At 38.5% G+C, this 23,979-nt stretch carries 24 protein-coding genes and 1 pseudogene; 8 read left to right on the top strand and 17 right to left on the bottom strand.

Annotation, left to right across the window (positions count from 1 at the left end; translation table 11 throughout):
* Positions 1 to 22 precede the first annotated feature (22 nt).
* The 8 genes from MW695_RS00435 to MW695_RS00400 all read right to left on the bottom strand — a co-directional run bounded on the left by MW695_RS00435 (position 23) and on the right by MW695_RS00400 (position 7,806).
* Complete coding sequence (locus MW695_RS00435) at positions 23 to 361, bottom strand: VOC family protein (protein ID WP_247103040.1); 339 nt, start codon at positions 359 to 361, stop codon at positions 23 to 25.
* Positions 362 to 523: 162 nt separating this feature from the next.
* Entirely contained in the window at positions 524 to 1,240 is a 717-nt protein-coding gene (locus tag MW695_RS00430; protein WP_247101528.1) for an NAD(P)H-binding protein, read from the bottom strand.
* Complete coding sequence (locus MW695_RS00425) at positions 1,237 to 1,935, bottom strand: DUF4386 domain-containing protein (protein ID WP_247101525.1); 699 nt, start codon at positions 1,933 to 1,935, stop codon at positions 1,237 to 1,239. The genes MW695_RS00430 and MW695_RS00425 overlap by 4 nt, the downstream gene beginning before the upstream one ends.
* Before the next feature lie 29 nt (positions 1,936 to 1,964).
* Positions 1,965 to 2,660: a DUF4386 domain-containing protein gene (locus MW695_RS00420; RefSeq protein ID WP_247101522.1), complete on the bottom strand. Its 696-nt coding sequence runs from the start codon at positions 2,658 to 2,660 to the stop codon at positions 1,965 to 1,967.
* 320 nt (positions 2,661 to 2,980) lie between these two features.
* A complete protein-coding gene (locus MW695_RS00415) occupies positions 2,981 to 5,623 on the bottom strand; it encodes a winged helix-turn-helix domain-containing protein (protein WP_247101519.1) in 2,643 nt (880 codons plus the stop codon).
* A gap of 154 nt (positions 5,624 to 5,777) precedes the next feature.
* On the bottom strand, positions 5,778 to 6,488 hold the full coding sequence (locus MW695_RS00410) for an ABC transporter permease (RefSeq protein WP_247101516.1): 711 nt from the start codon (positions 6,486 to 6,488) through the stop codon (positions 5,778 to 5,780).
* Complete coding sequence (locus MW695_RS00405; RefSeq protein ID WP_247101513.1) at positions 6,481 to 7,191, bottom strand: ABC transporter ATP-binding protein; 711 nt, start codon at positions 7,189 to 7,191, stop codon at positions 6,481 to 6,483. The genes MW695_RS00410 and MW695_RS00405 overlap by 8 nt, the downstream gene beginning before the upstream one ends.
* Positions 7,192 to 7,272: 81 nt before the next feature.
* Positions 7,273 to 7,806 (bottom strand): PadR family transcriptional regulator, encoded by a 534-nt coding sequence (locus MW695_RS00400; RefSeq protein ID WP_247101510.1) that lies wholly within the window; start codon positions 7,804 to 7,806, stop codon positions 7,273 to 7,275.
* Between the two features lie 393 nt (positions 7,807 to 8,199).
* Between MW695_RS00400 and MW695_RS00395 the strand changes: the two genes are divergently transcribed.
* Positions 8,200 to 8,811, top strand: a complete 612-nt coding sequence (locus tag MW695_RS00395; protein WP_247101506.1) for a DUF421 domain-containing protein — start codon at positions 8,200 to 8,202, stop codon at positions 8,809 to 8,811.
* Between the two features lie 552 nt (positions 8,812 to 9,363).
* Positions 9,364 to 10,035, top strand: a complete 672-nt coding sequence (locus MW695_RS00390) for a hypothetical protein (protein WP_247101504.1) — start codon at positions 9,364 to 9,366, stop codon at positions 10,033 to 10,035.
* A gap of 197 nt (positions 10,036 to 10,232) precedes the next feature.
* Here the strand turns inward: MW695_RS00390 and MW695_RS00385 are convergent, their stop codons facing one another.
* Entirely contained in the window at positions 10,233 to 13,553 is a 3,321-nt protein-coding gene (locus MW695_RS00385) for a DUF2252 family protein (protein WP_247101502.1), read from the bottom strand.
* A 272-nt stretch (positions 13,554 to 13,825) separates the two neighbouring features.
* Here MW695_RS00385 and MW695_RS00380 point away from each other — a divergent pair, with 272 nt between their 5' ends.
* On the top strand, positions 13,826 to 14,500 hold the full coding sequence (locus MW695_RS00380) for an NAD(P)H-dependent oxidoreductase (RefSeq protein WP_247101500.1): 675 nt from the start codon (positions 13,826 to 13,828) through the stop codon (positions 14,498 to 14,500).
* A 235-nt stretch (positions 14,501 to 14,735) separates the two neighbouring features.
* Complete coding sequence (locus tag MW695_RS00375) at positions 14,736 to 15,305, top strand: lysophospholipid acyltransferase family protein (RefSeq protein WP_247101497.1); 570 nt, start codon at positions 14,736 to 14,738, stop codon at positions 15,303 to 15,305.
* 9 nt (positions 15,306 to 15,314) lie between these two features.
* On the opposite strand, the gene MW695_RS00370 is transcribed toward MW695_RS00375, so the two are convergent.
* Entirely contained in the window at positions 15,315 to 15,677 is a 363-nt protein-coding gene (locus tag MW695_RS00370) for a winged helix-turn-helix transcriptional regulator (protein WP_247101494.1), read from the bottom strand.
* 139 nt (positions 15,678 to 15,816) lie between these two features.
* On the opposite strand from MW695_RS00370, the gene MW695_RS00365 reads away from it, so the two are divergent.
* Complete coding sequence (locus tag MW695_RS00365; protein WP_247101491.1) at positions 15,817 to 16,170, top strand: DoxX family protein; 354 nt, start codon at positions 15,817 to 15,819, stop codon at positions 16,168 to 16,170.
* Between the two features lie 143 nt (positions 16,171 to 16,313).
* Here MW695_RS00365 and MW695_RS00360 read toward each other — a convergent pair whose 3' ends face one another.
* The 5 genes from MW695_RS00360 to MW695_RS00340 all read right to left on the bottom strand — a co-directional run bounded on the left by MW695_RS00360 (position 16,314) and on the right by MW695_RS00340 (position 20,254).
* Positions 16,314 to 17,018, bottom strand: coding sequence for an SDR family oxidoreductase (locus MW695_RS00360; RefSeq protein WP_247101489.1), 705 nt, complete (start codon positions 17,016 to 17,018; stop codon positions 16,314 to 16,316).
* A 13-nt stretch (positions 17,019 to 17,031) separates the two neighbouring features.
* Positions 17,032 to 17,487: a VOC family protein gene (locus tag MW695_RS00355; protein ID WP_247101486.1), complete on the bottom strand. Its 456-nt coding sequence runs from the start codon at positions 17,485 to 17,487 to the stop codon at positions 17,032 to 17,034.
* A gap of 523 nt (positions 17,488 to 18,010) precedes the next feature.
* Positions 18,011 to 18,181, bottom strand: coding sequence for a hypothetical protein (locus tag MW695_RS00350; RefSeq protein ID WP_247101483.1), 171 nt, complete (start codon positions 18,179 to 18,181; stop codon positions 18,011 to 18,013).
* Positions 18,182 to 18,502: 321 nt separating this feature from the next.
* Positions 18,503 to 19,234, bottom strand: coding sequence for a YqcI/YcgG family protein (locus MW695_RS00345; protein WP_247101480.1), 732 nt, complete (start codon positions 19,232 to 19,234; stop codon positions 18,503 to 18,505).
* Between the two features lie 57 nt (positions 19,235 to 19,291).
* On the bottom strand, positions 19,292 to 20,254 hold the full coding sequence (locus MW695_RS00340) for a helix-turn-helix transcriptional regulator (protein ID WP_247101477.1): 963 nt from the start codon (positions 20,252 to 20,254) through the stop codon (positions 19,292 to 19,294).
* A gap of 109 nt (positions 20,255 to 20,363) precedes the next feature.
* On the opposite strand from MW695_RS00340, the gene MW695_RS00335 reads away from it, so the two are divergent.
* From MW695_RS00335 to MW695_RS00325, 3 genes and pseudogenes are all read left to right on the top strand, one after another.
* The gene (locus tag MW695_RS00335; RefSeq protein WP_247101474.1) at positions 20,364 to 20,843 is read left to right on the top strand and encodes a GyrI-like domain-containing protein; all 480 of its coding nucleotides are present in this window, start codon (positions 20,364 to 20,366) and stop codon (positions 20,841 to 20,843) included.
* A gap of 23 nt (positions 20,844 to 20,866) precedes the next feature.
* Entirely contained in the window at positions 20,867 to 21,331 is a 465-nt protein-coding gene (locus MW695_RS00330) for a phage tail protein (protein WP_247101471.1), read from the top strand.
* A 574-nt stretch (positions 21,332 to 21,905) separates the two neighbouring features.
* Positions 21,906 to 22,064: pseudogene (locus MW695_RS00325) on the top strand (IS4 family transposase); the annotation flags it as partial.
* A 12-nt stretch (positions 22,065 to 22,076) separates the two neighbouring features.
* Here MW695_RS00325 and MW695_RS00320 read toward each other — a convergent pair.
* Complete coding sequence (locus MW695_RS00320) at positions 22,077 to 22,988, bottom strand: cation transporter (RefSeq protein WP_247101466.1); 912 nt, start codon at positions 22,986 to 22,988, stop codon at positions 22,077 to 22,079.
* A 41-nt stretch (positions 22,989 to 23,029) separates the two neighbouring features.
* On the bottom strand, positions 23,030 to 23,965 hold the full coding sequence (locus MW695_RS00315; protein WP_247101463.1) for a dimethylarginine dimethylaminohydrolase family protein: 936 nt from the start codon (positions 23,963 to 23,965) through the stop codon (positions 23,030 to 23,032).
* Between the last annotated feature and the right edge of the window lie 14 nt (positions 23,966 to 23,979).

The raw sequence follows: 23,979 nt of genomic DNA, 5'->3' as shown, positions 1-23,979 counted from the left end.
CTTCGTGATCGTCAAATTTTTATTAGCACAAAACTTCAACTGTGAATCCCCCAGGTGCCTCAACATAGAATGTGTATCCATGTGAATATTGCGGAGGCTCCACTTCGAAACCGTCTTCCTTCAAGCGTTGATAGATCATGTTTACTTGGTCTTCGTTTTCTTGAGGAAAGCCAATATGAAAAGTCGCTGGATATTGAACGTTAGTCCCTTTCATCAGAGTCAAAACAAAATGGTCATCATCAAACATAGCCACAAATCCATTCCCTCTACTACTAACACACTGCATACCGAAATACTTTTCTAAAAATGCGCGAGAAGCTGCAACATCCGTAACCGTTAAATTTAAATGATGTAATTTAATGATCATCACACCCCTTCTCACTCATACTAGCAAACTAAGCGTTTTGACACCCGACAATTTGTGAATCATTTTTGTAGGAGGTTATAAATTGGATTTAGATCTCACATTGATTATTTCTGAAGCTTGCTGTAGTAACCAAAAGTCATTCAGTCACATCTCGTATTATTGATTATAAATGACCGGCGTCTTAAATCGCCAATCGTCCCATACTTCGTCTTTTACCACAAGTTCAGCTATAAAATGACTAACATTGATTCTACTCGTTTTACCAGCATCGAATAACGGACTTCTTATAGGAGATTCGAAAACCTCATATGAACTTTCCTCATCATGGTTGACTAATGTATCAGGCCGTACGACAACCCATTCCACCTTTTCATATTGTTTTCCAATTTCGTTCATCAAATAATGGGCTACCTTCATGTTATCTCGATGAGGAGGAACCAAAAGCTTTAGTAAGAAATGGATAATTGTTTCCCATATTGAATTTTTCTCTCCTGATAACGTATTTGTATAACCGGTTGTACCCATTAGAATGAGTTTTACTTCTTTGTCATCCTTATTTTTGACTATCTCACTCATTTTTTTTATCGCATCAAACACTAAATAACGCGGTTTACCAAAGACCCCTTTGAGCGTCATATTATGACCGAGGCAGGAAATTAAGACATCGCAACCATGTAGAAGGGCGTTCATCTCGTAATCATTTAATTCATTGACATTTCCCATCACAATTTCCACTAATGGATGGTTTCGCAGTTCCTTAGGAAAAATGGCACTTTTTCTAATAAGAACCCTAGCTTTGATTTGCCTTTTCATTAATTGGTGGACGACTAGTGTACCGGTCGCACCGCTTGCTCCAAGAACGAGTACTCTCATATTCTAACCTCATTTTCATTCGTTTTTATTTCAATAGAATGAAACCCTCTAACTATTAACATGATAGCTAGAATCATCTCACAAAAGGCTACAGGTGCATTTAATATAAAATAGAACGGGCTCACTAATTGGATGATATTTAGCATCAACAGTAGCGTAGCTAAAAGAGTAAAGAAAGAACCGATCATACCCCATATTGATAACCATCTTGGAATCAATCTCATATGAAAGAAGCAATAATAGAGAATAACTCCTCCAATGCTCCATGGCAATATCATTCCTATATGATTGAGGATATCTCTCCCTTGCCTTAACATTTCAGCTATTATTTCAAAATACGATGTGTTAGCTTGACTAGATGTAGCAAAACTCTGGCTCAACGATAATAAAAGGAGTAGGGAAGCTATTCCAACAAATAGAAACCCAGCTCCGATAATCCTAAAACCGAAGTATCCGACCGCTAATTTTTTATTGTATGTTTCAAGTAGGGGATATAATAACACGGTGATACTGACATATACTACGGCCATTGCAGCTTGGAAAATGGTTGCAACCAAAACCTGAGTTTCGATTTGTGGCAATGTTTCAAGGTAATCTGGACGTTCTAACGCTGGAACAGAACTAAATACCCCAAATATAAAACTGAATATTAGTAACATTCCAATAATTATAGCCGTTTTTCTATCAGGTTTCATCATTACACACCCCTTTAATAGCCATTTGATTATACACTGTTCCGCTCGGTCAAAAGCCGATCAAGCTCCACTTGATTAAAGCCTTTGCTAATCAACCAAAGGGCCATGACCATTTCCTGCACAGCCAAAGGAATATACAACACATCCAAGTGAAGGTTGAATCCAAGCAATATCACTAAGTCAACAGTCACATAGAAAACGGCTGCGATTAACCCCCACCCGGATAACCAACGAGGGATAAGCTTAGTAAGATAGAAAAGAGTATATAACAGCATGGCCCCAATGATAAAGACAATCGTCAAGACGGGTGTAACAATATTCTTAGTCTGAAGAAACACGTTACCAACAACCTGCAGAGGAACTGACTCTGCTCCAGCTGCCAGAAATTCTTTGCTGAATACACCTAACCATAACCAACCAACTACGACTAAAATATATGTGCTTCCCTCTAATGGCCCTCGAAAAACAACCATACCTAAGGCTAGAGCCTGATTCTTTCTTTTGAAAAGCGGATACAGAAAAACAGGCATCGCCGCTAATGACAGCCCCATAATAAGAATCATTAATGCGCCTAAATTAAGCTGAGATTGGTTTTCGGCAATTTTGGTTAAAAAATCTTCTCCAGCAAACAAATCCCTAGTAACAGCAACACTTAAAATTCCTGATAAAGTTCCGATGATATAGAGGATACCTACTATCACTGCGGTCATTCTGTAGGTTTTCATTTTTTATTCTCCTTTGTCACCGTAATCACGCTATTCCCTTGAATGGCTTTCATTGGACAGCTTCCTCCTATTCAATAAATTGTGCACCTTCACACGATTGACTGAAATCAAGAGTATACCTAGCTGATCAGCTACCAAACTGATTAACAGTGTAGCACCGTTTGCTTCAACTGTGCAGGTCATCGCGTCGAACCAACCTTTTTACTCGGTCCGTAGGTGACCATTGACCGTACGCTGATCTATCTTAGGCTTCACTTGTTCCATATGGAAAAAAGTATAGCGCCATTGTATCGATATTAGATAGACACTTTCGTGTATATTTACAGCAAGCCGTATTCGCGGGCACGGGCAACCGCTTCCGTTCGTCTTTGTACTTGCAATTTGCCATATATTCTGCGGTTATGTCCTTTCACCGTGTCAAGAGCGAGAAAGAGGATTTTACTTATATCTAGATTCGAATGACCTTCAGCAATAAGCTGCAGCACTTGTAACTCTCGTTCACTCAAAGGCTCGATAAGTGGGTGGTTAGGCGTGTCGCCCCCTTGTCTAATTTTTCGCTCCATTTCAAATGCAAGCTTCAATTTCTGTGTATAATCCGGCATCATTCCTTGAATAGCACCTTCAGTTAATAACGATTCCATCGATAATCCCTCGTCAATAAACATTCGGATATAACCGCCCGGCTTTGCCATGGCAAGGATTTCACCTAAAACCTGAATAGCTTTGTCCCGTTCTCCCTTGGCTCGGTAAGCAAGAGCTTGCAAAGCCATTAGTTTCATTCTTTCGTCATTCCAACCTTTCTCTTCTGCCTGCTGGAGTAGCGACTCTAATATGGTCAGGGCGGAGAATGCGTTTCCTTGCGCAAGATGAACCCGTGTTTGACTTATGGAGTGTTCATATTTCGTAACTAGCTGTGCCGATCTGTCAAGCTGACCTTGCCTAAGAAGTATCTGAATCCTAGTAGCAACAATCTCTGGAATTTGATAGGTAAAGTTATGTATCCATGCTAGCTGTTCAGCTTTATCCAATATTGCCATTGCACTAGTATCATTTCCTTGGACAAACTTTAACCGAGCGAGAAACACCTCACTAGCTACCGATCTGTCGGTGTTTTCAAATTGCCGTGCCAATTGAACCGCTCGCTGTCCATGCTTTTCAGCGTTATCGAGATCATTCCATTCATAATATATACGTGCTAAACCTAGGTGTGCTTCGCATGCTACCGGCATCGCAGGGTCCCCAGCTAATTTTAGAGCATGTCGATAAGTCTCAGCCGCCTCATACAGCTGATTATCTCCTTCATGAATGCTCCCCAGACCGAGCGTAGTCATAATGGTGATAATCACATGTCCAATGTTCTGACTGATCGATAATGCCTCAATATAGGCCTTTCTAGCTGCTGCACGATCTCCTTGAAGTTGATAAGCATATCCCATCGTCCAAGTCGTCGCTGTCCGAACAGGCAAATTATCCGGATGCAAATACTCTAAAGCCCGACGTGACTCGTCAAGAATCGTTTCTGTCTGATGCTTACTTACAGCCAACGTCGCCCTTATGGAGGCAATATGTCCGATAAGATCGAGAGTTTTATCGTCTTGCTCAACACCTTGCAAAGCATTTTCGGCAAATACCAGCTTTTGTTCGACACCAGCCATTTGACCAACCGACAGCAATGCAGAGGCATACATCACCCACAAGGACGGCCTTACATCCAGTTCCTTCATTGGCAATGAATCAAGCCATCTTTGTACAGGTGTCACCGCCCCACTGAAGAGTAGAGGTATCTCTCCTCCCTCTATTAAGTGAGCCGCTCGGTTCACATCATTAGCAGCAACGGCATGGTGAAAAGCCTCAAGCTCAAAGCAATTGTCTTCATACCATATGCTCGCAAGTATATGTAGTTGAGCCATGCTTCTCTTCTCATCCGCTATAGACGAATGACGCAGTCGTCTTAGCACATCAACAAATAAGTGGTGATATCGATACCAACGCCTCTCATTGTCTAGAGCGATGATGAACAGGTTAGCGTTTTCGAGTCTTTCTAGGACTTCTTGACCTGGAGACGTTATGCGTTCTTCGTCTTTCCTTCCAAGAACAGCATCACAAAGAGGGCCGCACAACCTTTCCAGAATGGATGTGTGTAGCAAGAACGCCTGAATGTATTTAGGTTGCTGTTGCAACACTTCTTCAACTAAATAATCTAATACAAAATGATGGCTACCTGTGAAGGATTGGATGAAGTCGCTGACGTCTTTATGATCCTGCATAGACAGGGCGGCTAATTGTAGACCAGCAATCCATCCTTCAGTTCGAGATTCAAGCAAGGCGATCTCTTCTGCGGAAAGATTTAAACCCATCACACGGTTGAGAAATTCGGCAGCTTCATAGGAGGTGAACCGCAAATCTACTGTGCGCACTTCTGTCAATTGACCCCGGGCACGTAACCGCGCTATAGATAGACGAGGCTCTTCACGAGTGGTGAGAACCAGATGCATCTGTGGTGGCATATGGTCAAGTAGAAATTCAATGGCGTGACCAATCGGATGTGCATCGATCATATGGTAATCATCAAGGACAAGAATGAAATCGCTTTGAACGGAAGAAACATCATTAATCAACGAGCCTAGAATTGAATCTATTGGAGGCAATTGTGAGGATTGAAGTAAACCAATAACACCTTCTCCAATATTCGCTTCAATCTTCCGTAAAGCAACAAAGAGGTATGTAAGAAAGCGAGCAAGATCATTATCTCCTTCCTCCAGTGATAGCCACGTAACCGGCTGCTCGCAGCTAGTGAGCCATTGACTCACAAGTGTCGTTTTACCGAAACCGGCACCAGCAGATATGATGGTAAGCTTGTGGTGCATCCCCTCGTTCAACTGTTCAAGTAGCCGAGGACGAGCAACAATTTTAGATCGAATTGGCGGAATAGATAGTTTGGTAGATATAATTGGCATCTTCATACATTAATTATAGTAACCACTTTATTTCACTGTCAATGCAAAAAGAAACTGGAAGTCTGCTTTACCAACGTTTAACCGATGGCGAAATTACGTTTTACATTTATAGAGTTTTAACACACCCTTCTAACTCATAGTAATAAATTCAGCCCACTTCTTACTTTTCGTTATTACGGAAGCTTACTTTAGCGACAAAGAGAAACATAGACAGCATCGCGAAAAGTATCAGTATAGAAAGAGCCCAAAAGCTTAGGTCCATTTCTAAAGCAGCTCGATAACCTCTTTGCAACCATTCAAATGGGTTGACCCAGCTTATCCATTGTACAATCTTAGGAGCTCCTGCAATATTAAAAAAAATGCTGCTACACAATATAAGAGGAAGCATAATTAAGTTTGTGGTGATACTTAATTGTCCTTCATTTTTTGGCAAACTCGAAAGTGCAAATCCTAACAATGTGAAAATAGCGGAACCTACCCAAAATAGCGGAATGAAAAGAAAAATACTTAAGGCTGACATATTGAAATGGAACAGGCTATTCTCTACGAATAATAAAACAATTGAAACTGAGCAGGCAATGATTGTTTGACTAAACGTTATAGCAGAAAGATACTTCCATAATGAGAATGGTGTGATCTTTAATAAATCAAAGACCCCTCTTTTCCGTTGTGAATAAACTGAAAAGGAATTCGTTATACAACAGTAGAAAAAAATACTAATACTTAAAACTCCAAGCAGAGTATTCATTGATACATCAATATTAAAATAATTCAACCCGAATAAAACAGCGAGTGGAAGAAAGATTGACCAAAATAATAAATAAGCATCTTTCATATTTTTATATAGTGTAATACGGGTAATATTAAACATATGGATTCTCCTTCCTTGTCAAGATATAAAATAGTTCCTCTAAGTCTGTTGCATCATATTTCCCTAGTAGTTCTAACGGTTTTCCATTTTCCAAAAGTCTACCATCGTCCATAACCAATACTCGATCAGCTGTATTCTTGACCTCTAACATATCATGGGAGGAAAATAAGATACTTTTGCCTTGTTGCTTTAAACGATGAATCATGTTCTGTACTTCACGTTGTCCACTTGGATCGAGACCAGCAGAAGGCTCATCTAATATCACAAAATCTGGATTGTGTAAAGTTGTAATGCTAATGGCCAACCGTTTTTGTTGTCCTAAAGACAGCTTAGAGGCATTGGTCCTTTTTGCATCTAACAGCTGATACTTTGTTAAAATGGCATCCAATTCTTCATTCGTTAATGGTGCTTGATAAAATGTAGAAAATAGTTTCAAATTATCTTCTACATTAAACCCTTCAAAAAAAGGAGTAGCTTGAAGCTGAACACCCACTTTTTTATTAAAGTCTTTTGTCCAGCGAAATACCTCTCCATGATCAGGGCTAGTAATACCTAAAATCATCCTGATAGTAGTCGTTTTGCCAGCTCCATTTGTTCCAACCAGTGCTACAACTTCATTTGAATGGATAGAAAAATTGATATCCTTAATGATTTTTCTTCCTTTAAAACGTTTCTCAATATGTTTCAACTCAATAAGCTTCATAACCTATACTCTCCTTTGTATACTCAACTTTGACTATTCAACTAAAAATGAAAGCCACTACAAATGGCTTAACATTTTTTATTAACCTTCAATGATTTCCAAAGCTCGATCTATTACCTTTATTTGTGATTCAATCATCTCAAACATATGCTCAAAAACGATAATCGTAAGTTGCGGAATATCACCTTGAAGCGCCCTTTCCTTTGCTTCAAATCCCGTTTTAACAGCTTGTAATTCAAGATATAATTGATCTTTATTCTTTTTCAGTTGTTCTATTGTTTTTTCTTTTGGTAGTTGGTGAGCAAAGGAAATACCCGAATACAAATCAGTCGGATAGTTTACTTTGGCATTTCCAAGACAGTCCAAAGCTAGTTGCTTCTGATAATCCTCGCCAAAGGCTGTTATTTTGTAGATTGCCTTTTGTCTATGTCCATTATTTTCGAGACTCTCAATTTCAATATAGCGATCTTTTTCTAATTTTTTTAGTGCATTATAGATCGATCCTGGCAGCACACCAGCCCACCGTTGTGCGTCATTCAATTCAAGCATGGATTTGATTTCGTATCCAGACATTGGCTTAATGCTGAGCATTGCTAATACTAATAATTTAGTCAAAGTGAATTCCCCTTTGTTTATTCAACGTTGAATATATAAAGAATTATAGAATGTTTTTTTCCTATTGTCAATTTAAAATTCTAAATTAACTATTAAGGCAAAACATTTGAGATTAAAGTCAATGTCCTTAGATCTATTTTCGTGAAATAACGGCATATCGCTTGTTCAAAAAAATTAGGAACCTAAAAGCAGGTTATATAATATCCCTCACGCAGAAACGATTGAAACCGTGAATAAAAGAAAAAGCTTTAATAAAAATGCCATTAGACAACGGATATCTTTTAGGAGCAGAGAATAAAGTGAAGGTTATCATCCACAATAAAAACAAAACAATAGCGTCAGCACCTATTTGTTTTACAGCATAAATACATTATTTGAAAGGAGGGGTTGTTTTTGGATTTACACTTCATATGGAAAGCGGTTGTCGTCGTCTTTGGAGGAGTTCTAATTTTGCGGTTAGCTGGCAGAAAATCAATTTCACAGCTAACGGTTGCTCAGACTGTTATGATGATAGCTGTTGGATCACTAATTATCCAGCCTCTTGGTGACAGGAACATTTGGATTACAATGGTGATTACAGTTTTAATGGTGATGACTCTTCTTTTTATTGAATATATCGTTTTGAAATCCGATACTCTAGAGACGTTAATTTACGGAAAGTCACTTATCGTAATCGAAAACGGACAAGTTAATGAAAGCAATTTAAAAAAGTTGCGGCTAACGGTTGATATGCTCGAAGTACGAATGAGACAACAAAGTATTCAGCATTTTACTGATTTACAATGGGCTACAATAGAATCAAACGGTCAGTTAGGCTATATGCTAAAGCCCGAAAAACAATACGCTACTAAAGAGGACATTCAAATGCTAAAATCTCTAATCGAAATGACTCACTCTACTCCCCAGAATGGAGCATCACAAACTCGAATAGACGCGTCAGATAACATATTCACTGAGGTTAAAAATAGAAAGCATACAGAAAAACCTAAAGAGAACTTGGATTGAGAGTAAGACAGACATTGTTGCTAGCACCCTTTATGTGAGCTGATGATGTAATTCTTTTACGTCTACATAAATACTTGGAACTTCATAAAGAGAGTAGCTTCAATGATCTACTCTCTTGCTACTAAGTAGAACCTATCCTATTAGTAGTTTACTGACCATGTTTAAAAACGTACATAGGTTGCGGTTCTACGTGGTGCATCTAAATTGAAGTTAAATGGTCAATCTATGTTTCATTTTTATTACCATTTCCTTTAATTATGAAACAAGCAAAAAGGACACTCAAAAACGAGTGCCCTGCTATTTCAGAGTGAAAACAAAATGATCATCACACCCATAGATGTAGGTGAGAATTATCTATTCATTTCCCCTTCAATTGTCATCAACTATATCATTAGTAACCTATTTATATTAAAAATTTATGAAATATTTACATAAAAAGTAATAGCGATAAACATTGTTAAAGTAAAATTAAATTGCTAACTATTCGTTTCATTTTTAATTCTAACTTTCCATTCATGTATTTTCTTTCATTTCAAGAAAGGGGAAATTCGTATGGCAATGCCCATAAAAAATCTTCATGTTTATTTAAGTGCTATTTCACTCATGATTTCAGGTGTATTATTCATCCTATATCCGGCCATACGTCCGTTTTCAGATGAAGCATCTTTGCAAGGTGCAGCTGCATTCGCTTCTACTGAATGGCTAGTATCTCATATTCTAGCCATGGTCGCCTTCACACTACTTCCGCTCGGTTTTTATGGACTTCTACACTCCTTACAGAAACCACTTACTTATTGGGCATTCGTACTTTGCTTAGTAGGGGTAGGTCTCACCTTGCCGTTTTATGGTGGTGAAACGTTTGGCCTTTACGCTATTGGTCTAGAAGCCATCAATCAACAGTCCGCCGATTTAATTAGTCAAGCGGACATCGTTCGATCTGGAGTAGGTCTCATACTATTTGTTATCGGACTCTTACTTGTCGCTATTGCGTCCGTTTTACTAACGATCTCCATATGGAAATCAGACAAATATCAGAAAATAAGCGGCATTCCACTTACATTAGGCATGATTCTATATCTCCCACAGTTTTTCTTTGACCAGCCTTTAAGAGTGACTCATGGAATATTAGTTGCAATTGGCTGCGTATGGATCTCTATCGAATTATGGAGAGGAAGCTACAGGAAGGCTGACCCAAAATCGCAATCAAATACTGTTCACCTCTAAGACTTACTCATTAAAAATGATGAGGAACAGGTTAGAAATAACACATTGTACCTCATATTCACTCTCTAGATATTGTTTAGAAGCTCCCTTTTCGATATCAACAGATTATGGCTCACTGGCTTTAAAAATCCATGTTCCACTAGTAAAGCTTATAGTGAAACATGGATTTTAAATTTTTAATGTATTTTTCAACTAATTCATTGGATGGTTAAGAGCTTTTTTCTACGATATTTGATAAAGAGAATCCCTCCGAATACAGACAACGAGACTCCCATTAATAAGTAAGTAAACATAGACGTTGCGGTTTGTGGTAACTGACGATCAGCCTTCAGATCGCTCTGCTCGTTACCATTCTCTATCTTTTCTTCATTATTGTTATTTTCGTCGCTTCCAGCTTCTGTGTTAGTGTTCTTTCCCGCTTTGCCTCCGCTATTGTTATCTTCTTCGTTCCCAGCTTCTGCGTTATTACCCTCTTCCGGCTCTTCTTCTTTTTCTTCCGGTTCATCAAATACTTGTTCATTATATAGTGTCACATATAATTGGTGATCCTTAACGACTTGAGCGTAATAATTCAATGTTGTCGCAGCCAACTCCTCATCAAATGACTGAACCTCTGTATTAAAAGAATGCATTAGATCTGTTGCAAATGATTCATTCCCTAATTCAATGGCCGCACGACTATGTGCATATGCTGTTACTTCTGCACTCGCTTTTACAAAATGATTAAGGTCTTCTATTCCATTAAAGTCTGTTGGACCTACTTCATCTTTATAAGGAGAACGTTCTTTAACTAAAAATGACTGGTTATCCGTTTCTAACGTTCCCCAATGAATATCAGGGAAATTGTGTAATGCGCGTACCCCACTAATTGTTCGACTAGCATGTGTAGGGAATGCAGACCGATCAAATAAACCAGATAATTCAACAGCTGACGGCCCTTGTGCCTTAATATCTAAAATAATATCGTCTTCTGCTAATTCCGTTTCACCTTCGATTAAAACATAAAAACGATCATAACCTAAGCTACCTAACCCCGCATTGACTCTACGTGCAATGTCTTTAATCGTGAAATAGTCTTTCCCAACCATTTCAATGATCTCTTCATCTAGTTGGTCAACATAAGAGTCCCAATGGCGTACTAGCTCCTCCCATTCATCTACTGTTACTTCCGTAAGACGATTATTTGTTAAATCGAACATACGGCTGCCAGCCTGCATCGTTGTCCAAGTCGTTAATTGATTATTCAAGGGCTCATTACTCACTTCTTTTGCAAACTCCCCCATAAATCCATCTAGCTGATCTGCTGTAAAATAATACTCTTGAACATTGACGGACCCATCGGCAGCATTCGCTAGCGCCTGCCGATAATAGTAGCCATATGCTTCAACGACCCCAACAATCTCCTCAGCACTTAACTGTAAATTCGGCGCAGAGTCATTAAGAAGATAGAGGCTTGTTCCATAGTTCAACAAATCAAAGTAAAAAGGCGCAATTCCAGCTTCATCAAAATCATTTAATTCAAAAATAGCTTCCTTATTTCGATTACCATAAAAACCGATGTTCTCAACATGCAGATCACCTGTGACCCACGTATTTGCTTTACTTAAGGCTGACCAATTTTCTGGAATGTTTACAACATGATTTTTTACATCAAGGAAAAATAAGGCTGCCGTCCCTCGATAAAAAGCGAAAGGACTTGCTGCTAACCCTTCAAGCTTGCTATTTTTCACACTATGATCATCAATATGCTCATTTGACCGAATGATTTCGTTCTTAATTGTTTCGATCCTATCTTTTCCAACTAGCGGGTTTAATGCCTCTAGATCAATCGTTGTTTGACCAGGTATAACAAAATCAACATCTTCAATTTCATCATAATAATGAGCAATTGGAGAAAAGTCATTTATTGAGTTTCCGTCAAGGTTTAGGCGTACTCGTAAGTGTTTCAAATCTCGTAATGAACGAATATCCGTAATATGATTATCACGAATATTCAAATCTTCTAGAACGACTAAATGTTGTAAAGGCGAAAGATCAATAATGTCGTTTCTTCTTAATACAAGTCTTTCTATTTTCATTAAGTTTGCTAACGGTGTTAGATCGCTAACTCGGTTTGAATGTAAGTTAAGGTCCGTTAGCTCTGTAAGGTTTGTTAATGGCGTCAAATCGGAAATGCCATTATTTCTAGCACTTAATTCTTTTAATTGAACTAAGCCTTCTAAAGGCTTAATATCAGTAACACTATTATCGCGAATATCAAGAACTTCAAGTGATACTAACGGTCTTACAGGTTCTAATGACACAATTGAGTTCGATCGTACATCAAGCTCAATCAAATTCGATAATGATTCAATCCCCTCAAGAGAAGAAATATTATTTTCTCTTAAATCAATTGATTCTAATTTCGTTAACGAAGAAAGGGGTGTTAAATCAGAGATGTTATTTGAACGCATGTCTAGCTCTTTCAAATTAGTTAACAACTCAATCCCTTTTAAGCTTTCTATACGTAAGTTCCTAGCATTTGCTAACGTCTCCACGTCCTTCAATGCTTCATACGATAATTGGGAGTGACCATTCGACTTAACCACTTCATTTATCACATGAAACAAAACCTTATCTTCAAATAATAGGTGAATTTCTGCTGCTTCTCCATCAAGCTCTTCTTCATCCGGCTCTGACGGCAAAGGTAAAGTAAAATCAACATCTTCAATCTCATAATAATAGTGAGCAATAGGTGAGAAATCAATGATCGGATTACCGTCGAGATTTAACCGAACTCGTAGCTTCTCTAAATCCCGTAACGGGCTAATATCGGTAATGTCATTATCGCGAATATTCAGATCTTCAAGCTCGACTAAATATTGCAACGGCGAAATATCGGTTATCGCGTTACCTCTTACAATTAGCCTTTCTATTTTCGATACGTTCATTAAAGGTGTTAACTCGCTCACGTTATTTGAATGTAGGTTCAGCTCAACTAAATTCGCCAAGTTCGCTAGCGACGTTAGATCAGAAATTTGATTGTCTCTTGCACTTAACACTTGTAACTGAACTACATTTTCTAATGGCTGCAAATCAGTCATGTCGTTATCACGAATATCTAGCTCGAGCAAATTAGTTAACGTCTGTATTCCTTCAAGTGAGGAAAGGTTATTTCCTCTTAAATCTATTAACTCCAATTTCGTTAGCGTTGAAAGAGGCGCTAAATCAGAGATGTTATTTGAGCGCATTTCTAGCTCAGTCAAATTGGTTAAAAGCTCGATACCTTTTAAGCTTTCAATTCCTTCATTTCTAACCTTTGTAAGCTGCTTCATCTCTGATAACGCTTCATACGATAATTGAGCATACCCCATAGACTTTATTTTAGCTTCTATAACTCCCAGTAAAGCTTCATCTTCAAATTCCCTCTCAATGCTAGTAGCCTCATCGAAACTATCTTCAGCACGAATTTGTTGAAGTGGGATCAAATTTGAAAATATGAGTAGTACGATTAAACTTACATACATGATTCGTCTCATGTTTTCCCTCCTTGGTTATCTCTTTACTTGTCCACATATAGTTTAAAATAGCACTTTTCACTTTTTCCAAGGTTGAATTAACATAACTTTTACAATGAAATTACATTAAATTCATACTATTGCTAGATGATAAAAACACTCTTACGTATTATTATTTGCTCATTATTAAAACCTATCTCATGAAATTTTCCATTGAATCTGATACGATTGTTAACACCAAAAACCGACTCCGTTGCTATGGAGCTCTAACATAAAAAGAGGGGGAATAACAAATGAGTCAACATGCAAAAAAACAAGAAATTCTAGGTGCCTTTCAATTTAGACATGCGACGAAGGAATTTGACCCAACAAAGAAAATTTCTGATGAAGATTTCCAATTTATATTAGAAACGGCAAGGCTATCTCCAAGCTCTGTCGGGTATGAGCCATGGAAATTTGTTGTTGTTCAAAAACAGAAATTAAGGGAAAAGCTACGTCCAATTACATGGGGAGCACAAGGGCAGCTCCCGACCGCAAGCCATTTCGTGATCATCCTCGCTAGAACGATTAAAGATACAAAATATGATAGCGAGTACGTAAAGAACCAAATGATAAACGTAAAACAGATACCAGAGGACCTTTTTGAAAAAGTGAAAACTCGTTACAAAAGCTTTCAAGAGGATGATCTTCATTTATTGGAAAGTGAACGTTCGATGTTTGATTGGGCTAGCAAGCAAACGTACATTGCATTAGCGAATATGATGACCGCAGCCGCCCAAATAGGCATTGATTCTTGTCCTATTGAAGGGTTTGATTATAATCAAGTACAGTCACTCCTTGCTGAAGAAGATTTACTAGAAGATGGTCACTTGGCTGTTTCCGTCATGGTAGCATTCGGCTATCGCGCCAAAGAACCAAGACCAAAAACGAGAAAGCCCTTGGATAAGATTGTGGAGTGGGTTGAGTAAAGAGATGGAAAAGCAACGTTTATCGAATACAACGTTGCTTTTTTACATATTTTCCATTTCTAAATTTCCCTTGAAACGAGGACTAAATAGTCTGATGCAAAGAAGGAAGAATTCACCAATTGCAAGAGTAGTTTACAAAGTTTATATAAAAATGAGATAGTAGAATGTATAACAATTCCATATGTGTACTTACTTGAAAGGGGTATGAAGATTGTATAGGGTTGGAAGAAGAATAATGAAAATACTTCTAGTTGTCTTTGGTGGAGGTATTCGCACTATTAATAGAAAGCATTTACCAAAGCGACATAATGGCTATGTCGTTGTATGTACTCATAAAACTTGGATCGATGTGGTTGCCTTAGGTATCGCAATGAAGCCTACTCCTTTGTATTACATGGCAAAAAAGGAGCTCTTTAAATCAACATTCATGAATTGGTTTTTCACATCATTACATGCATTTCCTGTAGATAGAGAAAATCCAGGACCAAGCACTTTAAAAATCCCACAAAAACTAATAAAAAATGGAAAGGTAGTAGGGATATTCCCTAGTGGAACGAGATCAGTAGAAAATGCAGGTCTGAAACGCGGAGCTTTTGTCATTGCTAAACGTGCGGGGGTTCCTATTGTTCCAGCCGTTTACAATGGCCCTATCTCTTTAAAAGGACTCTTTAAGAGAGAGAAAATAACAGTCGTTTTTGGAGAACCCATTGATCTAAATGATTACCATTCAAAAGAAGACGCTGAAATCGTACTTAAACATATTGAAGATACTTTTTTACAGCTAGAAAAAATAGAAGAAAAATGAACTTAGCGTTCAGCTAAGTTCATCGGATTCATTCCTTAGACGATCTGCTCCGTACAGCGTATCCATGTGCTCCATATGAGCCACTCCCCAATCGTTCAATGCCTGAAGCACCGTGCTTAAACCTTTGCCATACTCGGAAATCGAATACTCTACTTTCGGAGGGATTTGGTTATAAACCTCTCGATGTACGATATCGTTATACTCAAGCTCCCTTAACTGTTGGGTAAGCATTTTTTTGTTTATTCCCGGTATAGCTTTTTGAAGCTCGCTGAATCTCATTGTGCCGTTGGAAATCAGTTGTAGCAAAATGACTGGCTTCCATTTCCCCACCAAAATATGAAGCGCTGATTCAAATTTACAATACTCCTTCATTGAACTCCCCTCTTCCCTATGCTTTAAGTAACTTTTTATTTACTATGTTTAAATAAAGTGCCTACTTCATTGAACCCGATTACTAGACTATTATAACCTTAGAGAACGCAAATAAGTAATAAGGAGGTTGGCACCATTTATGAATATCGCATTATGGATCGTTCAAGGCCTTGCAGCGCTGGGGTTTGTCTACTCAGGGTGGTTAAAGGCGTTTCAGTATGAAAAAGCCAAAGCGTCTTGGGGATGGGTGAAGGACGTTCCCAAAACGTTCGTCGCCTTTATCGGGGTCGCAGAATTGGTAGGGGCATTCGGACTTATTCTGCCTCAAGCGATGAATATCGCGCCCATATTGACACCCATTGCCGCAACCGGACTTGCCACAGTCGTTCTTCTCGGCGCCCTTTTCCATGTCGCACGCAAGGAATATCGAGATATCGGCGTAAACATTGTCTTCTTTGTGTTAACTGCATTTATTGTAATCGGCCGTTTTTAAACCGATGTCTCCCTAAGCCAGCTTCAATGATTTAGGAGTGGTTATAGCAGCAGAGAATCGACCTGCAGTTCGACTCTCTGCCTTATGATAGTAATCCTCTAAAATAACAGTGATTGTTACAGCCATTCCCTTTCTACCTCCTCTCATATTTTCATTGGGTCACCATTATAATCAACAAACACATACTGACTCGTTATTTCCTTTTTTCGCTCCGCTATCTCGACGATTCCTTTTCCTGGCTCCATTGGATAAAGGAGAGCATTTTCACCACCCATATCCGTTTTCATCCAACCAGGATGAATCGATAAGACTTGGATATCTTGATCGTGTAAATAACAATTTAGTTTTTCCGATAACATATTTAGTGCAGCCTTGGAAATCCCATATGGATAATCACCGCTATAGGAATTCGTTAAACTACCTGCTTCTGATGAAATATTAAGGATCGATTGATTTTCTCCTCTCTTCAGTAAAGGAAGAAAATGCTTAACGACACGAATAGGTCCTAAAATATTAATATCAAAGGCAAGCGTGCATGCTTCAATATCAAGTTCTTCAATCGACTTACCTCTTTCATTTAAAATGGCTGCATTATTTATTAATACATCAATATGATCCGTTTTTTCTGTTAATTGACCTAAAGCTGCTAGAACTGAATCCTCCTTTTGGACATCAATATCAATCACTTCCAAGTTCTTGTTATAGGTTTCTTTCAGCTCGAGTAATTCTTTTATTTTTGCTTCCTCTGGCCCTCTTACTCCAGCAAACACTGTATGACCATTCAATAAGCTTATTTTCGTTAATGAAAGACCAAGACCACGATTGGCCCCTGTAATGAAAAATTTCAAGAACTTCTCCTCCTTAGTTATCATTTTCTAACAATTCAAGAATCACTTTCAAATCGTTAAAGGTATCCATATAGGCATATCGACCGTCAGTATACTCTCCTTTTTGTACTAAAGGCATATTTCTCGATTCCATTTTAGCCACAGTACCTTTCATATCTTTTACGACAAAGGCAATATGGTGAACCCCTTCCCCATGAGAATCTAAATGTTCTCTCCATGTACTAGGATGCTCATCAGGTTCAATCAATTCCAGCTGTAAGGATCCCATATCAAAGAACGCTAATTTTGCACGTGCTTCTGTTGGATTCCCTTTATAGTTTGTTTGTGCCTGATCCCATAGATCGGTTGGATTTGCTGGCGGCTTTTCTACTCCAAAGAAATCCGCAAAAGCTTGAGACGTTTTTTCAATATCCTTCACGATAATCCCTATTTGTGCCACTATATTGGTTCCTAATACACCTGTACTCATCGTATCATTCCTCTCTCATTTTCTTCATGTAAGTTCATGAAATTTTTCTAGTAATTCCAAATCCATCTTTTCCAACGGCGTTTTACTGCTATTTCTGGTATCTAAACGAAAATAAATAATCTTATAATAATGAATGAAGGATAGTGGTGTTGTGAACACGTGTTCATTGATAAGGTATAACGCTTGAATTCGCTTACATTTTTAATTAAGGTTACTATAATCTTAATAATATTTGGTGTCAATAGACTTTTGAGAGAAGACTAATATGGCTCATGAAACACTAGCTATCCAACGAGGCAGGTCGGTGTTGATATAGAAAAGCTCTTGCATATCTAACTAAGATCATACAGAGCTTTTACAATTTCTATTTGCTTCTCTTCATTTATTAGTTACTCTATGAGTTTGTATCCCCATTAAAATCACAACAATCGATAATGTCACATATTACTATTCTATACCCACAAAAATGAACACCTCAGATTCTCCGATATCATGATAGGTTACAACAAGAATCCTTTTTGCATTAATAGCTTGAATTGGCATAGTAAGCGCCATGTTCAGAACCTGTTTTAGCGAAACTAGTTAAAAAAGCGAATCTCATTATGATATTTGACCAATATACGGCATATCCATTGATATCTGATTCATCTTCCGCTTTTCCAATGGTGATCGTCATTTCATTAACATGATCCATCGTATATTGTACAAATGAAGGTCTGTACTGCGGTAAAATAATTGACCTTACGTAGACGCCAGCAGGTCTTCACCGAAGCCACTGAAAAAGTCCTTTCTAGTAACTCAAAGAAGAGTACTGGCTCCACTCATTGCGCGCCTTGCTATGAAAAAAACCACTCATATCAAGACTTTCAAAATCGGGCAACGGCTACGCACATTACTTAGAGAGCACTGAAAAAGTGAAAATCGTACTTTTTCAGTGCTCTTTCTTCACCTTCAGCATAGTAGAGGTTCAATGTGATCGAGACCTCACACTTCTGCAAAGTGCGAGGCTTTCCTTTTACTGCCCTTTATATTGAAAAGGACATTCTCCTTGTATCGGTTCTACGTCATCTCCAATGAAGAATTGCTTCCATTCATTATGATCAGGGTCTCCAAAGTGAGAAATATCAGGATGTTTAGGGAGCTTATCCCATTTTTCTACTCGTTTTCTCACTTTTTCACGAGACATAATCCCACCCTTTTGTGTTCCTTCAAGTCCTTCAAAAATCTTTCTTGGCTGAAAACCAAGAATAAGGCTGTTTCCAAGGTTACGCGTTTTTCGTTGTTTGTATGCAGGAGCATTTCCAAACACAAAGATCGGTTCCCCGCCAAAATGGAAGTCCCATAAGTAATGTTCGGGATCTTTAGGTTTGTTGTCTGGCCATTTCTGTTTATCGTTTTCATGCAAGTATTGCAAAATCTCCCAAAACCTTTTACGGTAAAGGTCGATGTCATTCTTCTCTTCTTCAGGTTCTACAAAAACAAAAAGGCCATGACGGACGTAAGGGGGTTCTACAAAAAGCATTAAAAATTCCTCTACCGCATTGGGTAGGTTAGACCAATCCTCTTTAGTGATATAGGCATAACGGAGCTCCCCTTTCTTCTCTGCTTTCATTCCAAAATAACAGGGAAATGTATCATTCGTTACGATCTGATGGAAGGTATTGTACTCATGTATAACCCATTCAGGAACGACCGCTGGGTTTGTCATATCATCCTTTGTTAACAGTATTTTATTCGTTTCCTGCATACCATTTCTCCTTTTTACTAGTATAGTTACCCAAAAATCCCTATCCAAAAACGCTATTTATGGGCAGTATAAACATATTCTCTCTTGTAACCCTTTAATGACTTCTTCTGGCACTTCTCTGACCTTAATATCCCCACCTAGAAAAAGCAGCCAATTCGTTATTTCGGTTAATTCTTCTGAATGATTAACATTGATAAAAGTCTTTAGAATCGCTGTGGATTGGTAAGGACTCGTATAAGAAATGGAGACTTTCAAAGGATGGTATTTTTTAAACTGGGCAATCGCCTTCGGACCAAGCTCAAGGGTAAGGTTGGTGACTTCTTCCTGCTTACGTAGTTTTTCTAAAATTTTCTTCTTCCTTAATCTTTTTTTGGTAGAGTATGATTTGACATTATTTAAACTATCAACAGGAAATATCTTCCTCTTTTCATCCTCTAAGTCAAAGCCTTCTATCATCCAAAGGCCTTTTTCATTATAAAGGTGCAAGAGAAAAATTGGATAAGACTTTATGACCTGCTCTTCTTTGATGGTGATCAATAAATAGCTATCCAAAAGAAGAATTTGGATAAGTCTTTCTAGCATAGGATGTGGGAGATCTGACAATTCAAGCAGGTCGGGATTATTCGGATTTGTCCCTTCAAAAAGCAAGATTTGATTTAATAGAACAAGGTCATCTTGCTGGTTTTCTGATATGAGCTCTAGTAATTTTTCAGCTAAAGACTGACGGCTCTTTAGATAAGGGAGTTGTTGATTTCTTGTCGCCATAAAGGCAATAAAAAGAGCTTTAATCTCATTATCGGTAAAGCGAACGGTAGGCAGGACAGAATTGTTCATGACAAAATAGCCCCCATCCCTTCCAACTTCAGCGACAAGCGGCATCCCCATGGCTTCAATTTCTCTGATATCTCTAATAGCGGTCGAACGAGAGATATTAAATTCTTGCATGATCTCAGAAATGGTAAAGCGGGATCGGTTGTTGATATATCGCATTAAGATATTAATCCGTTCAACTTTTTTCATCGGGGTCTCCTAAACAGTATCATTTTTTGACATGATTAAAGACTATTATAAACTCATCAAATGAAAAGATAAATCATTTGATAACTTATTCATAAAGGGAGGTTTGACTATGGCAAATTATACACTAGAAGAAAAAGAAAGCTTTACCGTTTTAGGTATTGGAACTGAGCTTAAGAGCGATTATACAGACTACGCTGGCACAAACAAGGAAAAGTTAGTCTTTTGGAGTGCAATCAAACAAGATGGAAGACTTGATACGTTAAAAGCCATAGCCACAAATGACTACATGTTTGCCGTGAACGAAGCCGTGAATCATAAGATGATGCATTATGCTGGCGTCATGACAGATACAACATTACCAGAAGCATCCAGAGTGATTCAGTTTCCTAAGGGAAAATACCTGGTTGTAAAAGGGGAAGCAGAAACGGCTAATGCGTTGAGTAATATGCTTACTAGTATGGCCTTTGGTCAAATCTTGCCAGAAGCAAAGGATTTTGCTTATGTTGGCGGACCAAACACAGCAGTTGAGATGGGGCAAAGTAACGGCTTAATATTTGGTGAAATGTGGATTCCTATTGTAAGGAAATAGAAAGATAACGGGAGGGATGGAAATTGTCCTTTATTGTTGATTTTAAACATGTGTCTACAGTTGGCTTAGAGTCTTCACCTGTAACAGAAGCGCTTGCTGGTCTACGTGCTAATGAAGCCCGCTACTTTATGAACAAATACAAGCATGAATTTACAGTTATACCAGCTAGCGAAAGTAAGGAGACCCTAGATTATGTGAACCATATTTTGAAAGAAGAGCGTGATATTGAGTTTGCGGCTAAACCTTTAGAAACGTCACGTTTTCAAGTGGAAAATATCAAATGGGCTTTCGTCTTTTTTGAAGATGGTTTAGAGGTCAACGTTATGTATACGGTGGATGACCCTAAGAAGCGGGCCGTTGGTTTTAAGCTCTCTGAGGGGATGGAGATACCAAAGGAGTTAGAAGGAAAGTTTAAGTTTGCTAGGCAGAGGTCTAAACTAGCTGGAACCATTCGAGGCTCGTTTTTTGTCATTAAAGGCGAATATTAAAAGTTAACCTTTTCATTTTCTTCCTTAAGTAAATAAAAGGCTTGGTTAATTCGACAAACCCAGCCTTTTATTCAACTTAAAATCCAATTATTAAATATCTTATTTAGAATAGATTTATCAAAAATAACCTCAACTTGCTGCTTTACCATCATATATGGAACCATTCTCCGTGGTGATTTAAGTGGCAAAAAGAATACGTTTGGAATAAGTAGTATTGACAACTCCAATTTCAAAATGAGATATACAGTGTTCACCGATAAATTTACATCATGCCGCCCATTACGTTCCAAACTGTAATATTTTATCGGATTGCGTTAAATTAATGTTAAATTTAACATTGTACAAACTCCCAATATCTATCCTTGAATTGTTTAGGTGTTAATTCACTACCCTATCAAATTTGAACCTTCCAGTTCGAACTTGATTAATTTTAATTGTCAAAGTTAATGAAAGGTTCTCAAAGAAACCGTTATAACAACATTTTACTAATCTCACTTTTCAAAGTTTATTCTATTTTATCAGTTAAACTCGGCACAAGAATCGGCACGCGTTAACCATTGAAGTGAGGAGAGTATGGGCGTTCCACAATCAAGTGTTTATCGCATTAATTACTCATTGACTACATGTTCTCAGTTAACTCGAGACAATAAGTAAGCGAAAAACCTTACAAATCAGTCGTTACCTAAGAGCGGCTTTGTTGAAGCTGACACGTGTTTGGCTTCGTAAAAATTGAAGATCGATCAGGTTAATCACCAGACACAATAAAGTCAAGTTGGTAATGAGGATAATTTATGGATAATAGTTGCTCAATATTATGTTTACTAGTTCGCAATGCTGCTATCGGGACAACCGGTTCCGTAAATTCAAGCATGACAGATATATGGATAAACATGCCAATCTTGCGAACTTGACATGTAGTTAATAAACAAATATCTGGAAGATTCTGCTCAACAATCGGCTGTATTTGTTCGCGCCACTGCACACGAGGTGTGATCCCTGAAGTAAGCTCAATAAAGCTATTTTTGAGTAATGAAACCGGTGTTAGCCAAGCAAACATAACCAAAATCAGACTAATAATTGCATCACCGATATAAAGCACGAACGAAAGTGGCCCTCGTTCATCAACGAGCAGAAACAATCCGACACCTGTGGCCACACCCGTAGCCATTAAACCATCGACAAAGGCAGTACGTGAGTCAGCCGCGAGTATCGTGCTTGCTTCCCCAATCTTTCGGTTCTGATAACGCGCAAATATTGATAAGCCAAAGCTCAAGACAATCATTAGCATAATATAAGGAATAACCGGGGTAACATTTAATTTATCTACATCACCTGTTCGCCAGTATGTGTACAGGATAGCTGCACTTTGGCTCAGTGCAATTAGCAATAAACTAATCGTAACCAGAGATTTGAATACCGCATATAGCGGCTCTAATACAAATCGTCCGTATGGATAAACCTCACTGGATCTTACGCTATATCGAGAAATCAAGATCGCAACTATGCTGGAGATGGCTACGATCAATGAAAAGTATGCGTCTAAAAAGACCGCCGGTATTCCCGTCTGAGCGTATACTCCAAAAGCAGATGCACCGAGTGATATATTAATTAATATACTGACGATTAATGTCTGTTGTTCTACTCGCTTTTGCTGCATCATACCCTCCCGTTCCAACTGACATCTCAATCCCCACAGCTTCATTGCCTCTGAATCGGACAAGTCGCGCATCGAAAAGCCCCATCCAATCGAGCATGCCAAGTAAAGTCGACAGGTTCAACTGTATATCCCCATTCTTCCAAACGCTTCTGTAACTCCTGATGTCGCTTTTGTATGATAATCGTCTGCGGATCAAGCACAAGAACGTTCGTCCCCATCTGAGTACGGGTGATATCATCCACTTCAATAAATTCATAGGTATGAAGCGGTGCTGGTAGCGGTTGCTGTAAGGACTCACGGTGAATAATTCCTCGTTTATCACCAATGATAGTCATACAACAATCAAGATGCAGAATACCATCATTTGTAAGCTGAACCGGAATGACTTCTGCCTGATCACCAAGTATGGCCTGTAGCCATCTACTCCCTTCTTGATTACTTGCATACTTGCCTATTCCTACATATACATATGGCAAATCCACGATTACATCGCCACCTTCTAGATAAAGTCCGCTTTCCGCAGCAATTCGCTCAATGCGAGCTTGCTCCAGATCGAACATCTCAATCAGCTTTTCCATTCCTCGCAGTTCTTTATGCCTCATCTCGATCTGAAGTTGTCCAGCAATCAGCCGATCATCTACGCATAAAATAGGATCGCGAGCAAACATCTGACCTAGACCTGGCGGTTCCTTTGACTGAGGCTTGATCGCTTCAGGATGATGTACATGAACACCATGACGTAATAACACCTGCTTTAATTCAGCCAATTCCTGCTGGAACTTCCTTGTTAACCATTTCGGCGCTCTCTTCCCCTTTAGCAATGGGTAAAGATATTGGGTAAGCATCTGCTTCCACCATGGACTCGCTGATTCAGTTTCAATATTATGCATATCAGGAATATAGAGTTCTTCAGCGGTTCCCAAGATCACCTCTTCCAATTTTCCATACTCATTTCGAATCCTAATGCGAGATTCCATTTCTTTCACTCCTC

It is taken from the genome of Halalkalibacter sp. APA_J-10(15) (assembly GCF_023017105.1).
Lineage (GTDB): Bacteria > Bacillota > Bacilli > Bacillales > Bacillaceae_D > Halalkalibacter.
Note: the sequence above shows the minus strand (reverse complement) of the source record. Positions and strands in the feature narration are given on the sequence as shown.